12 protein-coding genes are annotated in these 15,125 nt (G+C 65.6%); 7 read left to right on the forward strand and 5 right to left on the reverse strand.

Annotated features, from left to right (window positions below):
• The first annotated feature begins 139 nt into the window (after positions 1 to 139).
• Entirely contained in the window at positions 140 to 412 is a 273-nt protein-coding gene (locus tag AC3XQU_RS05280) for a helix-turn-helix domain-containing protein (RefSeq protein ID WP_489873090.1), read from the forward strand.
• On the opposite strand, the gene AC3XQU_RS05285 is transcribed toward AC3XQU_RS05280, so the two are convergent.
• Positions 387 to 1,121 carry a helix-turn-helix transcriptional regulator gene (locus AC3XQU_RS05285; protein ID WP_489873091.1) on the reverse strand — a complete coding sequence of 245 codons (735 nt, stop codon included), beginning with the start codon at positions 1,119 to 1,121 and terminating at the stop codon, positions 387 to 389. The two genes, AC3XQU_RS05280 and AC3XQU_RS05285, sit on opposite strands and share 26 nt — an antisense overlap.
• A 336-nt stretch (positions 1,122 to 1,457) precedes the next feature.
• Here AC3XQU_RS05285 and AC3XQU_RS05290 point away from each other — a divergent pair, with 336 nt between their 5' ends.
• On the forward strand, positions 1,458 to 6,353 hold the full coding sequence (locus AC3XQU_RS05290; protein ID WP_489873092.1) for a HAMP domain-containing protein: 4,896 nt from the start codon (positions 1,458 to 1,460) through the stop codon (positions 6,351 to 6,353).
• Entirely contained in the window at positions 6,353 to 7,204 is an 852-nt protein-coding gene (locus AC3XQU_RS05295; RefSeq protein WP_489873093.1) for a CheR family methyltransferase, read from the forward strand. Before AC3XQU_RS05290 ends, AC3XQU_RS05295 begins: the two co-directional genes overlap by 1 nt.
• Positions 7,205 to 7,219: 15 nt before the next feature.
• On the opposite strand, the gene AC3XQU_RS05300 is transcribed toward AC3XQU_RS05295, so the two are convergent.
• A complete protein-coding gene (locus tag AC3XQU_RS05300; protein WP_489873094.1) occupies positions 7,220 to 7,834 on the reverse strand; it encodes a glutathione S-transferase family protein in 615 nt (204 codons plus the stop codon).
• Positions 7,835 to 7,906: 72 nt separating this feature from the next.
• The gene (glpD, locus tag AC3XQU_RS05305) at positions 7,907 to 9,478 is read right to left on the reverse strand and encodes a glycerol-3-phosphate dehydrogenase (protein WP_489873095.1); all 1,572 of its coding nucleotides are present in this window, start codon (positions 9,476 to 9,478) and stop codon (positions 7,907 to 7,909) included.
• A 222-nt stretch (positions 9,479 to 9,700) separates the two neighbouring features.
• Between glpD and AC3XQU_RS05310 the strand changes: the two genes are divergently transcribed.
• Positions 9,701 to 10,330 carry a phosphohydrolase gene (locus AC3XQU_RS05310; protein WP_489873096.1) on the forward strand — a complete coding sequence of 210 codons (630 nt, stop codon included), beginning with the start codon at positions 9,701 to 9,703 and terminating at the stop codon, positions 10,328 to 10,330.
• A 385-nt stretch (positions 10,331 to 10,715) separates the two neighbouring features.
• Here the strand turns inward: AC3XQU_RS05310 and AC3XQU_RS05315 are convergent, their stop codons facing one another.
• Positions 10,716 to 12,815: an ATP-dependent helicase gene (locus AC3XQU_RS05315; RefSeq protein WP_489873097.1), complete on the reverse strand. Its 2,100-nt coding sequence runs from the start codon at positions 12,813 to 12,815 to the stop codon at positions 10,716 to 10,718.
• A 416-nt stretch (positions 12,816 to 13,231) separates the two neighbouring features.
• Positions 13,232 to 13,498 carry a hypothetical protein gene (locus tag AC3XQU_RS05320; protein WP_489873098.1) on the reverse strand — a complete coding sequence of 89 codons (267 nt, stop codon included), beginning with the start codon at positions 13,496 to 13,498 and terminating at the stop codon, positions 13,232 to 13,234.
• A 197-nt stretch (positions 13,499 to 13,695) separates the two neighbouring features.
• Here AC3XQU_RS05320 and AC3XQU_RS05325 point away from each other — a divergent pair, with 197 nt between their 5' ends.
• From AC3XQU_RS05325 to AC3XQU_RS05335, 3 genes are read left to right on the forward strand one after another with little or no spacing between them, the layout of a single operon-like run.
• Positions 13,696 to 13,872 (forward strand): hypothetical protein, encoded by a 177-nt coding sequence (locus AC3XQU_RS05325; RefSeq protein WP_171080816.1) that lies wholly within the window; start codon positions 13,696 to 13,698, stop codon positions 13,870 to 13,872.
• 48 nt (positions 13,873 to 13,920) lie between these two features.
• Positions 13,921 to 14,520, forward strand: a complete 600-nt coding sequence (locus tag AC3XQU_RS05330; RefSeq protein ID WP_489873099.1) for a chromate transporter — start codon at positions 13,921 to 13,923, stop codon at positions 14,518 to 14,520.
• A complete protein-coding gene (locus AC3XQU_RS05335; RefSeq protein ID WP_489873100.1) occupies positions 14,517 to 15,119 on the forward strand; it encodes a chromate transporter in 603 nt (200 codons plus the stop codon). The genes AC3XQU_RS05330 and AC3XQU_RS05335 overlap by 4 nt, the downstream gene beginning before the upstream one ends.
• The last annotated feature ends 6 nt before the right edge of the window (positions 15,120 to 15,125 follow it).

Consider the following 15,125-nt stretch of genomic DNA (forward strand, 5'->3'; position numbering starts at 1 on the left):
TTGATTGAACCTTATGCATTGCGCATACAAGGTTCATGCAAAGCGGGCACAAGTGGAACTAGCAACACTGCTAGGTGGATGTTTCCCGTGCGAGTGGAATACTTGCATTTTGCATAGACACCGACGGAAAGGAGACGACATGGGAAACGAGTTGATGTGCGAAGCACTGGCGGCGGAACTGGAAGCGCAGCAGGCTGCGCAAGTGTCAGGCACGAGGCAGTCGGCGCCGCATGAATTGCGGCGCCTGCGGATCGCCAAGCGCGAAAGCCAGGAGCGGTTCTGGAGCCGGTTCGGCGTGACCCAGTCCAGCGGCAGCCGTTTCGAGACCGGCCTGGCCGTGCCGGCCCCGGTGGCCATCCTGCTGCGCCTGTACGTCAACGGCCGGCTCAGCGATGGTGATCTTCAGGCGTAAGCAGGCCGCAGGAGATGGCCTTGACCACCGCCTGCTGGCGGGTGTTGACGCCGAATTTTTGGCGCACATTCGCCAGGTGAAAATTGACGGTGGCCTCGGAGCAGCCGGTGATGCGGGCGACTTCCCAGGATGACTTGCCCGCCATGACCCACTGCAGCACCTCGAGCTCGCGCCTGGTCAGGCGCGGCAGCCCGGGTTCGGCCTTGGCCTCGCGAAAGCGCGCCGACGAGGCAAAGGCATAGTCGCGGATCAGGGACAGCGCCGGCAGGGCTTCGGCCACCGAGCGCACGAAGGGTGCGTCGGGACGCGCGTCGGAAGCGAAGCTGATGATGCCGACCTCGCCCTGCGGCCCGTGCACCGGCAGGGTGACGCCGCTGCGGATGCCGTGGGCGCTGGCTTCCTCATAGAGCGCCCCGGGTGCGCCGCTGCCGAAGGTGGTCGGCGCCCAGACCAGCGGCAGGGTGCTCGACAGGCAATGGCCCACGGTCGGGTCGACATAGGCGAAGCCATTGCTGTCGTAGCGCTCCCGCCACTCAGACGAGTAATTACTGCAAAGAAAAGCATTCTCGAAGCGCACGTGTCGCGACGGCACGACACCATACAAGACCTGATCGAAGCCCTGGGCGCGCGCCAGCGCGAAGAGCCGCTCGCTCCATACCTGGTCGTCCGGCGCTTCCAGCAGCTCGATGAGTAGTGCAGTGTCAATCATGGGTCAATGTCGGGACAACGTATCCAGCATCCTAGTTCAGTCCGGTAGGATCAACACTCACCAAATTTAACAACCACGTACTTATACCGTTATAAATGTCGTAGCAATACAACGATTCCCGCTCAATCGTGCGCTGCACCTCAGCCAGCTACGCTACGCTCCGCCGGATTGCCATCCGAAATTTTCCCTGTTGCAAGATTAGCTAGCTAAAAATAGCTGATGCACTTGACTTGGATCGACACAAGAGTATCTTCTCTGCAATTCATATGTAACAGTCGCAGGCCCACGCCTCGACGCCTCTCTTTTACCGAACTTAGCGAAACAAGGATTTAGTCGATGAACATCATGACCGACATGGGCGAACAGTTGGACGTCAAGCTGTTGCTGGCCACCCTGATGGCGCTGAAAAAAGGCGATTTCTCGGTGCGCATGCCTTCGGACTGGACCGGCGTCTCCGGCAAGATCGCCGACACGCTCAACGACATCATCGAGACCAAGCAGAAGATGGTCGAGACGGTGACCGACGTGTCGCGCGTGGTGGGCCGCGAAGGCCACCTGACCCAGCGCGCCGACCTGCCGGGCGTGGTGGGCGGCTGGAGCACCATCATCAGCTCGGTCAACACCCTCATCGACGACCTTGTGCGCCCGACCACCGAAATGGCGCGCGTCATCGGCGCCGTGGCGAAGGGCGACCTGTCCCAGACCATGGCGCTGGAAGTCGACGGCCACCCGCTCAAGGGCCAGTACCTGCGCGCGGCGATGACCGCGAACACCATGGTGGAACAGCTCTCCTCCTTCTCCTCGGAAGTCACGCGCGTGGCGCGCGAGGTGGGTACCGAAGGTAAATTGGGCGGCCAGGCGCAGGTGAAGGGCGTGGCGGGTACCTGGAAAGACTTGACCGACTCGGTCAACTCGATGGCGGGTAACCTGACGTCCCAGGTGCGTAACATCGCGGAAGTGACTACCGCGGTGGCGAACGGCGACTTGTCGAAAAAGATTACGGTGGACGTGCGCGGCGAGATCCTGCAGCTGAAGGACACCATCAACGTCATGGTGGACCAGCTGCGCTCCTTCGCATCCGAAGTCACGCGCGTGGCGCGCGAAGTGGGTACCGAGGGCAAGCTGGGCGGCCAGGCCTACGTGCCGGGCGTGGGCGGTACCTGGAAGGACTTGACCGACAACGTGAACTTCATGGCGTCGAACCTGACGGGCCAGGTGCGTAACATCGCGGCCGTGACCACCGCGGTGGCGAACGGCGACTTGTCCAAGAAGATTACCGTGGACGTGAAGGGCGAGATTCTCGAGCTGAAGAACACCATTAACGTCATGGTCGACCAGTTGTCCTCGTTCGCATCCGAAGTGACGCGCGTGGCGCGCGAAGTCGGTACCGAGGGCAAGCTGGGCGGCCAGGCGCAGGTGAAGGGCGTGGGCGGCACCTGGAAAGACTTGACCGACTCGGTGAACTCGATGGCGGGTAACCTGACCGGCCAGGTGCGTAACATCGCGGACGTGACCACCGCCGTGGCAAACGGCGACTTGTCCAAGAAGATCACGGTGGACGTCAAGGGCGAGATTCTCGAGCTGAAGAACACCATCAACGTCATGGTCGACCAGCTGAACTCCTTCGCATCCGAGGTCACGCGCGTGGCGCGTGAAGTCGGTACCGAAGGCCGCCTGGGCGGCCAGGCGAACGTGCCGGGTGTCGCGGGTACCTGGAAAGACTTGACCGACAACGTGAACTTCATGGCGGGTAACCTGACCGGCCAGGTGCGTAACATCGCGGAAGTGACCACCGCCGTGGCGAACGGCGACCTGTCCAAGAAGATTACCGTGGACGTGAAGGGCGAGATTCTCGAGCTGAAGAACACGATTAACGTCATGGTCGACCAGTTGTCCTCGTTCGCATCCGAGGTGACCCGAGTCGCCCGTGAGGTGGGTACCGAGGGCAAGCTGGGCGGCCAGGCCTACGTGCCGGGCGTGGGCGGCACCTGGAAGGACTTGACCGACAACGTGAACTTCATGGCGTCGAACCTGACGGGCCAGGTGCGTAACATCGCGGCGGTGACGACCGCGGTGGCGCGCGGCGACTTGTCCAAGAAAATTACCGTGGACGTGAAGGGCGAGATTCTCGAACTGAAAGACACGATCAACGTCATGGTCGACCAGTTGTCCTCGTTCGCATCCGAGGTGACGCGCGTGGCGCGTGAGGTGGGTACCGAAGGCAAGCTGGGCGGCCAGGCAAACGTGTCGGGTGTGGCAGGTACCTGGAAAGACTTGACCGAGAACGTCAACCAGCTGGCGGCAAACCTGACCAACCAGATGCGCGCAATTGGTGAAGTCGCAACTGCGGTGACCCGTGGTGACTTGTCGCGTTCCATCCAGGTGGAAGCGCGCGGCGAGGTGTCCTACCTGAAGGACAACATCAACGAGATGATCCGTAACCTGAAAGAGACGACGCAGAAAAACGCGCAGCAGGATTGGCTCAAGACCAACCTGGCGCGCTTCACGCGACTCCTGCAGGGCCAGCGCGACTTGCAGGCGGTGACCAAGCTGATCCTGTCCGAGCTGGCGCCGCTGGTCTCGGCCCACCACGGCGTGTTCTACATGATGGACTCGCAGGAGACCGATGCACGCCTGCGCATGATCGCTTCCTACGGCTACCGTTCGAGCCGCAAGCTGCCGACCTCCTTCCTGCCGGGCGAAGGCCTGGTAGGCCAGTGCGCGCTGGAGAAGACCCGCATCTGGCTGACCGACGTGCCGCGCGACTACATCGTGGTGTCCTCGGGCCTGGGCGCGGCGCCGCCGAACAACATCGTGGTGCTGCCGATCCTGTTCGAGCAGCAGGTCAAGGCCGTCATCGAGATCGCCTCGCTGGACCGCTTCACCGAAACCCACCTGTCCTTCCTCGACCAGCTGATGGAATCGATCGGCGTCGTGCTGAACACCATCGAGGCGAACAGCCGTACCGAGTCGCTCTTGACCCAGTCGCAGTCGCTGGCGCAGGAGCTGCAGCAGACCAACCAGGAACTGGCGGAAAAGGCCCGCTTGCTGTCCGAGCAAAACATCGAGGTGGAACGCAAGAACCGCGAGGTGGAGCAGGCAAAATTAGCGCTGGAAGAAAAGGCGACCCAGCTGGCGCTGTCGTCCAAGTACAAGTCCGAGTTCCTGGCGAATATGTCGCACGAATTGCGTACGCCGCTGAACTCGCTCCTGATCCTGGCGCAGCAGTTGTCGGATAACCCGGACGGCAACCTGTCCGGCCGCCAGGTGGAGTTTGCAAAGACCATCCACGGCTCGGGTTCCGACTTGCTGACGCTGATTAACGACATTCTCGACCTGTCCAAGATCGAATCCGGTACCGTCACGCTGGACGTGTCGGAATACCGCTTCCTGAACCTGCGCAACTACGTGGACCGCACCTTCCGCCACATGGCCGAAGCCAAGCACCTCGGCTTCCAGGTCGACCTGGCGGACAACCTGCCGACCGCCGTGATGACCGACACCACGCGATTGCAGCAGGTCCTGAAGAACCTGTTGTCGAACGCGTTCAAGTTCACCAGCCACGGCCAGGTGGAACTGACCATCAGCCTGGTCAACAGCGGCTGGACCGCCGACCACCCGAACCTGGTGCATGCCGACGCCGTGCTGGCCTTCTCGGTGCGCGACACCGGCGTGGGCATCCCGTCCGACAAGCTGCAGCTGATCTTCGAAGCCTTCCAGCAGGCCGACGGCTCGACCGCCCGCAAGTACGGCGGCACCGGCCTTGGCCTGTCGATTTCGCGCGAACTGGCGCGACTGCTTGGCGGCGAGATCCGCGTGGAGTCGATCGTCAACGTCGGTTCCACCTTCACCCTCTACCTGCCGTACAACCGCGCCGGCTTCGTGAACTACGAGCAGGCGCGCCAGCCGCAGCCGGCCCGCCTGGCGCCGCCGCCGCAGCAAGTGGCTTACCAGCCATCCATGCAACAGCAGGCGGAGGTGGCGACCGTGGAGTCGGTCGTGGACGCCACCGTCGTGGAATACTCCTCGGTGCTGGACGACCGCGGCCTGGTGACCCCGGGCGACCCGTCGGTGCTGATCGTGGAAGACGACGAGCGCTTCGCCAAGGTGCTGCTCGACTTCGCCCGCGAAAAGAACTTCAAGGGCATCGTCACCCAGCGCGGCGACTCGGCGCTGTCGCTCGCGCGCGACTACCTGCCGTCGGCGATTTTGCTGGACATCGACCTGCCGGACATCGATGGCTTCACGGTGCTCGACCGCCTCAAGCGCGACCCGAGCACCCGCCACATCCCGGTGCACGTGATGTCCTCGCTGCGCGAGCGCGAGCGCGCGCTGCGCCAGGGCGCCATCTCCTACCTGAACAAGCCGGTCAGCCGTGAATCGCTGCAGGAAGAATTCAAGCGCATCCAGAAGTTCCTGATGGGCGGCAAGCGCTCGCTGCTGGTGGTCGAGGACGACATGGCCCAGCGCGAGTCGATCGTGGCCCTGATCGGCAACACCGACATCCACATGATCACCGTGGACACCGGCGCCTCGGCGCTGGAAGCGCTGGAGAGCTCGCACTTCGACTGCATGGTGCTGGACCTGACCCTGCCGGACATCTCGGGCTTCGACCTGCTCGACCGCATCGGCGCCAACGAACGCCTGCGCGACCTGCCGGTGGTGATCTACACGGCCAAGGAACTCTCGCGCAAGGAAGTCACGAAGCTCAAGCGCTATGCCAAGACCATCGTCATGAAGGACGCCAGGTCCCCGGAACGCCTGCTGGATGAAACCGCACTGTTCCTGCACCGTTCGCAGGCCAGCCTGCCGGAGAACCAGCGCCGCATGCTGGAAGAGATCCACGCGCTCGACGGCGGCCTGGCCGGTCGCAAGGTGCTGATCGTCGACGATGACCTGCGCAACATCTTCGCCCTGTCCACGCTGCTGGAGCGCCAGCAGATGCAGGTGCTGTTCGCCGAGAACGGCCGCGACGGCATCGAGGTGCTGGAAAAGGATCCGACCATCGAGATCGTCCTGATGGACATCATGATGCCGGAGATGGACGGCTACGACACGATGCGGGCCATCCGCCGCATCCCGAAATTCCGTTCGCTGCCGATCATCACGCTGACCGCCAAGGCCATGAAGGGTGACCGCGACAAGTGCATCGCCGCCGGCGCTTCCGACTACATCACCAAGCCGGTCGATGTGGCGCAGCTGCTGTCGATGATGCGGGTCTGGTTGCACTGATGGGCGAGCTGAGCGCCTGGAGCGGATTCGCCGCCGCCCAGGCCACCGAGGAACTCGAGATCGAGCTGCTGCTGGAAGCCTTGTACCAGCGCTTCGGTGCCGATTTCCGTGGCTATGGGCGCGCCAAGCTGCGCGAGAAGCTGCTGGTCCTGCTGCAGCGCCGCGGGCTGGCGACCATCTCGCGCCTGCAGGAAGGCGTGCTGCACCAGGCCGGCGTGGCGATGGACGTGGTGCGCGCGCTGGCGGTGCCGCCCGTGGCGCTGTTCGACCAGCCGCTCGAGATTCGCCGGCTGCGCATGGCGCTGGGCGACAGCCTGCGCCCGACCGCCCTGCCCAAGGTATGGCTGGCCGAGCCGGGCGGCGTGTGCGAGGCCTGGACCCTGGCGATCCTGCTGGCCGAGGAAAAGCTGTACGCCCGCACCGAGGTGTTCGCCACCCTTGCCAGCGACGAGATGCTGGCCGAGGTGCGCGACGCCACGATCCCGGCCGCGCAGCTCGAGGCCGCCCAGCGCGACTACGAGGAAAGCGGGGGCACGGGGCGTCTTGCGGATTATTTCGAGGTATCCGGTGGCCAGGCGCGCCTGCTCGGCCGCCTGCGCGAGCGCATCACCTGGGCGCAATACAGCCTTGTGACCGACGCCTCGTTCAACGAGTTCCATGCCATCATCTGCCGCCGCGCCCTGCCCGACTTCGGGCCGGTGCTGCGCCAGCGCGTGCTGCGCCTGTTCCACGACAGCCTGTCGCTGTTCGGCGTGCTGGGGATGGACCGGCCGCTGGTGCAGACGGATGCGATCGCAGGGGATTACCTGCCGCTGGTCGAGGGTGGTGGGTGGTACAAGCGGATTCGTTGACGCCGTAGGGTGGTACTACCCCGGAAACCGCTCCACCATCCTGTCCCGCCACGCCTGCAAATTCGCCATTCCCTCCGCGCCGGGCTTGAACCGCAACAGGCCCCGCGCGAACTCCAGCGCGCAAAACGCCGTGATGTCGGCAATCGTGAAGCGATCCCCCGCCACGAACGGCTGCTTGCCCAGTTCTCCATCGAGCCAGCGCGCCGTCGCCCGCATCTTCTGCCCTTGCGCCGCGCCGAACTCGGGAAACTGCGGCTGCTCCAGTACCGCCAGCCCCGGATGCGTATGGCGCACGCACAGCGCGATCTCCAGCATCAGATGCAGCTCCATGCGCCGGTCCGCCATCTCGATGAAGGCGCGCTCGATCGCATCGGTCCCCATCAGGTTCGGCTCCGGATACAGCCCCTCGAGATAAGTGCAGATCGCGCGCGTTTCGCTCAGCGCGCGGCCGTCGTCCAGCACCAGCACCGGCACCCGCGCCAGCGGGTTCAGGGCCAGGAATTCTTCCGTGCGCTGCGCGCCGCCATTGAGGTCGACGTCGACCAGCTCGATGCCGTCGATGCCCTTGGCCGCCATGAACAGGGTGACGCGGCGCGGATTGGGCGCGCGGGGGCTGGTGTAGAGGCGCATGGAATTCCCTGGGAGTAGATGGCACAGGCGGCCATCATAGCGGTTTTCGCAACTCGCCCGGTAGCCGGAAACTCAGGCCGGTTCGGCCAGCACCACCGGCCCGGCAGCCAGCCGCTGCCCCGCGATCCAGGCATCGATGCTGTCGGCGCAGCCGGGCGGCAGGTGCAGGCCGAGCTTGCTGCGCCGCCACAGGATGTCGTCGGCGCAGCTTGCCCATTCCTGCGTCACCAGGTAGCGCAGCTCGGCGGCGTACAGGCCGGGCGCGACTTCTTCGCCGAGATCTGGCAGGCAGGCGGCGCCGGCCAGCAAGGCCTCGACCCGGGTGCCGTAGGCGCGCGCCCAGCGCGAGGCCAGCGCCGGCGGCAGCCAGTCGTGGCGGCGCTGCAGGGCGGCGACCCAGCGGTCGAATTCGAGCACGCCGCGGCTGTCGGGCGTGCTGCCGTACAGGTCGCCGCCGGGCAGCAGCGCAGTCGCGGTCCACCCCGGCCTGGCGTTACCGAGGGTCGGCGCGATCCAGTCGACCGCCTGCTCGGCCAGCTTGCGGTAGGTGGTGATCTTGCCGCCCATGACAGACAGCAGCGGCGCGCCGGCCGTGTCATGCGACAGCAGGTAGTCGCGCGTGGCGGCGGCGGCGCTGGCCGCTTCATCCTCGAGCAGCGGGCGCACGCCCGAATAACTCCACACCACGTCCGAGGGCCAGACCTGGCGCCGGAAATAGCGGTTGGCCAGCTCGCACAGGTAGCCGGTTTCCGGGGCGGAAATGGCGACGTCGTCCGGGTCGCCCTGGAACTCGACGTCGGTGGTGCCGATCAGGGTGAAGGCGCCCTCGTAGGGCATGGCGAAGACGATGCGCCCGTCCGGATGCTGGAAGATATAGGCATAGGTATGGTCGAACAGGCGCGGGACCACGATGTGGCTGCCCTTGACCAGGCGCAGGCGGCGCTTGGGCGCGGCGCCGGAAGCGACCTGGGCGATGCGCGCGGCCCAGGGCCCGGCGGCGTTGACCAGGCAGCGCGCCTTGACCCGGCGAGTGAATTCGCCGTGCACCAGGCTGGCCATCCAGTGCCCCGGGTGGCGCTCGAAGCTTGTCGCGCGGGTGTGGGTCAGCACGGTCGCGCCGCGTTCGCGGGCGTCGAGCGCATTGAGCACGACCAGCCGCGCATCGTCGACCCAGCCGTCGGAGTAGACGAAGCCGCGCGTGAAGGCGGGTTTGAGCGGACCGCCGGCGCGGTGGCCGGCCAGGTCGACCGCTCTCGACCCGGGCAGGAATTCGCGCGGCGCCAGGCGGTCGTAGAGGAACAGGCCGGCGCGGATCAGCCAAGCCGGGCGCTGGCCGGTGTCGTGGGGCATGACGAAGCGCAGCGGATGCATGATGTGCGGCGCGCTACGCAACAGCAGCTCGCGCTCGGCCAGGGCCTTGCGCACCAGGCCGAACTCGCGGTGCTCGAGGTAGCGCAGGCCGCCGTGGATCAGCTTGCTGGACGAGGACGAGGTATGGGCACCGAGGTCGTCCTTGTCGCACAGGATCACCTTCAGGCCGCGCCCGGCCGCGTCGCGCGCGATGCCCGCGCCGTTGATGCCGCCGCCCACGACCAGCAGGTCGCAGTCCAGCTGCGTGAGTTCGTTCCTGTCGCCCTTGTCCACGTCGCCTCCTGTGCGCGGAGTGCCCGCCCCCAACCGGTACAGTGTAGAAGCCCAGCGGCAAGCAGTCTTTGCTTTTATCAATTATCCGCAGAATCCGGGCGCCATGTGCGAAATTGCCACAGCAATCCTCCAGCCGCAGGCATGGCAAGGGACGCCCGCGCCATCCGTGAGCGGCGGGCAGATGTGTAGAATCGGGGTTCGACCACGACACAGGACAATGCAATGGTGGAGGATGTGCGCGCCTGGGTGCGCATGCCGTCCGGCAAACGGCTGGACCTGCTCAACCCCACGCCCTTCGACTGGGACGACGCCGACCTGGCGCTGGGCCTGGCGCGCACCTACCGCTGGGGCGGGCATTCGGCCTGGCCGCTGCCGCTGTCGGTGGCCCAGCACTCGATCGCCGTGATGCTGCTGCGCCGCGCCCTGGCCCCGCGCCCGACCCCGCTGGAAGAACTGCGCGAGCTGCTGCACGATGCCGAGGAAGGCCTGCTCGGCTTCGATGCGGTGTCGGTGATCAAACCCTTCCTTGGCGAGGGCTTCCGCGCCCTGACCCGCCGGCTGGAACAGGTGGTGTTCGTGCGCTACGGCTTGCCGCCCTGGACCGAGAAGGACCACAAGCTGCACAAGCAGGCGGACCGCCTAGCTGCCGCCACCGAAGCCGTGCACGTGACCGGCTGGACGCGCGAGGAAGTGCGGCGCACGCTCAAGATCCGTGCGCATGTGCTGGAACAGGATCCACTGGCGGCGTATTACACGTGCACGCCCTGGGAGCCGTGGGCGCCCGGCCTGGCGGCCGAACGCTTCCTGGCCGAACTCGAGCGCCTCAAGGCCGCCACCGGGCACGCCGCTTGAACAGCAGGTCGCCCAGCCCGACAGTATCGACCTGCCCTGTTTCCACTTCCACGATTTTGACGCAGATCAATAGCTCAAACTAAATCCCTGATTTAGTTGAGTATTTTCCAATATCCACAAGATGTGTGGATAACTATGTGGACAAGGCCCACTTGACAAGCCGCAAGTCCAGTATCCGTGCGGGTTTCAACAAAATGCCCGTTCTGAAGGCAAAATGAAAATCTCATCGAATCAATGACTTAGCTCTGCACCTCTTTCGTGCAGTATCGGTTTATAGGGCAAATTCCTACAAAAATTGCTAACAGGGGATAACTAGGGATCGCATGCGCAGTTCGGTCGCTAACAGGTGCTCTTCTGCGCGTATTTTCGCGCCTGGCGGGCCGTCTCACTTCCAGCTGTTCCTGGCGCGGTCCCGCACCATCATCCGCACCGTTTCCGGTACCGGTTTGCGCACTTGCTGGGTATCGGCGCTAAGCCAGGTGTGCTCGTCGAAGTGCTTGAGCATGGCCGGCGTGATGAAGCGGGTGCGCGCCGCATAGACGTGGCGGTCGCCCATCTGCGCCTGCTGCTTGATGAAGAAGCGGTTCGGCACCACCAGCTGCAAGTGTTCCTTCGCACGCGTCATCGCCACGTACAGCAGGCGGCGCTCTTCCTCGATATCGTCCTGGTTCCCGGTGCTCATGTCCGACGGTATGCAGCCGTCCACCACGTTCAGCACATGCACCGATTTCCATTCCTGTCCCTTGCTGGAGTGGATGGTCGACAGGATCACATAGTCTTCGTCCAGCAGCGGCGGGCCGGCGCGGTCGCTGGTGGCCTCGGGCGGGTCGAGCGTGATCTCGGCCAGGAAGCTCTCGCGCGTGGCGTGACCGCCTGCAAGCAGGGCCAGCTGCTCGACGTCGGCGGCGCGCACCTGGGCGTCGTCGTGCATGCGCTCCAGGTGCGGCAGGTACCAGGCCTTGACCAGCTCGATGTCGGCCGGCCAGCGCAGCCCGGGGGTGCGCAGGCGCCGGTACAGGGCGCTGAAGGCTTCCCAATCGGCCGCGCTTTTCGCGGGCGGCGCGAACGCTTCGATGGCCGTGACCGGGTCGGCCGCTTCGGCGACCGCGTCGAGCAAACGGGTGGCCGTGGCCGGCCCGATGCCGGGAATGAGCTGGGCTACCCGGAAGCCCGCCATGCGCCCGTTCGGGTTCTGGGCAAAGCGCAGCACCGCCAGCACGTCCTTGATGTGGGCCGCTTCCAGGAATTTCAGGCCGCCGAATTTCACGAAGGGGATGTTCCGGCGCATCAGCTCCAGTTCCAGCGCGGCGCTATGGCTCGCGGCGCGGAACAGCACCGCCTGGCTCGTGAGCGCGATGCCGGCCTCGCGGTGCTCCAGGATGCGGTTGCAGACCCAGCGCGCCTGCTCGGCTTCGTCCGGGATCAGGACCAGCTGCGGCTTGATGCTGGAAACCTTGTCGGTCCACAGGGTCTTGGCGTGGCGCTCCAGGGCGCCGCCGATCATGGCGTTCGAGGCCTCCAGGATGGGCTGGGTCGAGCGGTAGTTGCGCTCCAGCGTGATGACTTCGGCCGGGCGCGTGAACTCCTTCGGGAAGTCCAGGATGTTGCGCACCGTGGCGCCGCGGAAGGCGTAGATCGACTGGGCGTCGTCGCCCACCACCATCACGCCCTCGCCTCCGGGCTTCATGCCGGTGATGATCGAGGCCTGCAGCCGGTTGGTGTCCTGGTATTCGTCGACCAGCACGTGGTCGAACAGGGCGCCCAGCTCGGGCCCCAGTTCCGGGTCGCCCGCCATCTCGGACCAGAACAGCAGCAGGTCGTCGTAGTCGAGCACGTTCTGCTCCTGCTTGGCGTCGACGTAGGCGCCGAACAGGGTCTTGAGCTGGCCTTCCCACTCGCTGCACCAGGGGAAGGTCGATTGCAGCACCTTGTCCAGGGGCTCGCGGCTGTTCACCACGCGCGAATAGATCGACAGGCAGGTGCCCTTGAGCGGAAAGCGTTTTTCGGTCTGGGTCAGGCCGATCTCGTGGCGCACCAGTCCCATCAGGTCTTCCGAGTCGCCGCGGTCGTGGATGGTGAAGGACTCATCCAGGCCGATGCGGCCGGAATAGTCGCGCAGCAGGCGCGCGCCGATCGCATGGAAGGTGCCGGCCCATGGCAGCGTGACCTGGGATGCGGCGTGATAGCCTGCGGCGCCGCTACGCAGCAGGCGTTGCAGCACGCCGCTGGCGCGCTGGCCCATCTCGCCTGCGGCCCGGCGCGAGAAGGTCAGCAGCAGGATGCGCTGGGGATCGGCGCCGGCCTGGATCAGCCGCGCGACGCGGTGCGCCAGCGTATTGGTCTTGCCGGAACCGGCGCCGGCTACGACCAGCAGCGGACGCACGATGTCGGCGCCGATGTCGTGCTCGACCGCTGCGCGCTGCTCGGCATTGAGGCTGGCGAAGGGATCGCCGGTGGTGGCAGGCTGGTCGAGGACGGCGGACATACGGGCAGGCAAGGTGGAAATGACATACTGTACATTTATCCAGTTCTTATGCGCAAGCGGAAATGCTGGCCAAGTGCAGCGCTGAAATACCCGGGCCCCGCTACGACTGTCATGCAAGACATGCAGAACCCCGCTTAAGTGCCGGATTCTTCAAATGTTTTCCGGATATCCACAAAGTCTGTGAATAACTATGTGGAAAAGCGGGGGCTTGACACGCCGATAGCGGCCAAGGATGCGGCTTTCAACAATTTGCCTATTGGGAAGGCATCCCCCATAGCCCCTGAAATCAAGGGCTTACGTGCACATGCCGCACGTGCAAGACGCCGCAGGCTAAAAATAATTTTCGGAAAGTTATGTGAATAAGCCGGGTCTGGCTGACCCGCGACTGCCCCGCTCGGGGGCACGCACCGTGCGGCTCAGGCGGCCGCAAGTCCCGGCTGGCCGCGCCGCCTGGACGGGTCGAGCAGTACGCGGGCGATCACGCGTCCTTCGACGGCATGCGATTTGAGGTATTCGAGTGCGGACAGGGTGCCGACCGCGTGCATCAGGCACAAGGCGTCGTCCACGATGTCGCGCTGGCGCAGGTCGTGCCTGGCTTCGCTGGTGCGTCCCTGGCCATGAGGGGCTTCGACGGCGCCGGCGGCCCCGTCGTCGGTGAGGGGTGGGTTGCGGTATGCGTTCATCGTGCGCCTGCCCTTTCTGGCTGAAGAAGGTGTGCTGCACGGAGTATGGTCGAAGCCGGGACAATGTCAATATCAGATCTGAATCAAACACTCTTATTCATTTTTGTGCTTGACCCCTGATTCAAGCCCAGCGTTGCGCCACCGCTTCCACCCGCCGCCTACAATGGCCGCGCCAACCACCATTCCACGAGGATCCCATGAGCACGCATCCCGACCCCGACCTGAATCCCGGCGACGAAGCCGAACCCGGCACGCCCGGCGCCGGCGAAGACGTCTGCGAAGCCTGCGCCGGCAGCGGCAAGCTTTCCGACGGCAAGCCCTGCTCCAACTGCGGCGGCAGCGGCAAGGTCATGCGCGGCATCGGCGGAGGCTGAACCGGCCGCGCGTGGACAGCCGCGGCGGCGCCCGGCGATAATACCGGGATGACCGTTCCCCTTCTCGACCCCGCCGCCGGCGACCCGGCGCAGCAGCGGCCGCGCCCCCGTTCGCTGGGCGACCTGTTCGTGTCGTTCACGCTGCTGGCGCTGCAAGGCTTCGGCGGCGTGCTGCCGGTCGTGCAGCGCGAGATCGTCGAGCGCAAGCGCTGGCTGACGCACGAAGAATTCATCGAAGACTGGGCGGTCGCCCAGATCATGCCCGGGCCGAACGTGGTCAACATCGCGATGATGATCGGCGCGCGCTGGTTCGGCCTGGCCGGCGCCCTGACGGCGATTGCCGGCATGATCGCGCTGCCGCTGGTGGTGGTGCTGCTGCTGGCGGCGCTGCACGCGCGCTATGCCGAGCTGCCCGCGGTGGCGGGCGCGCTGCGCGGCATGGCGGCGGTGTCGGCCGGCATGATCGCCGCCGTCGGCCTCAAGCTCGGCGGCGCACTGGCGAACAACCCGCTGCCGCTGCCCTGGTGCATCGCCATGACGGCGGCCGGCTTCGTGCTGCTGGCCTGGCTGCGGGTGCCGCTCGTCTGGGTGTTGCCGGGGCTGGGCGGCCTGGGCTGCGTGCTGGCCTGGCACAGGCTGCGGCCATGAGCGCTGCGCAACTGGGCGCCGGGCTGGCCCCGCAGCTCGTGCTGGGCTGGAACGACTGGCTCAGCCTGTTCGCCCACTACCTGATGCTCTCCCTCATGTCGCTCGGCGGCGCGATCTCGACCACCTCCGACATGCACCGCTACCTGGTCGAGGACAAGGGCTGGCTGAGCCAGGCGCAGTTCTCCGATTCGATCGCCCTCGCCCAGGCCGCGCCCGGTCCCAACGTGCTGTTCGTGGCCCTGATGGGCTGGCACGTGGGCCTGAATACCGGCAGCCTGCCTGCTGCCTTTGCCGGCGTGGCGCTGACCATGCTCGGCATCATGCTGCCTTCGACCATCTTTACCTACCAGGTCTCGCAATGGGGCCACCGCAACCGCGAGCTACGCGCGGTGCGCGCCTTCAAGCAGGGCATGGCGCCCTTGGTGATCGCGATGCTGCTGGCCACCAGCTGGCTGCTGGCCACGGCCGGGCGCGACGGGGGCGCCTGGCCGCTCTGGCTGCTGGCCGCCGCCAGCTGCCTGGTGATCTGGCGCACCCGCCTGCACCTGCTGTGGATGCTCGCTGCCGGCGCCCTGCTGGGCGCGCTCGGATTCGTCTGACTGGCA

Source organism: Telluria sp. AZSoR62 (assembly GCF_058111565.1).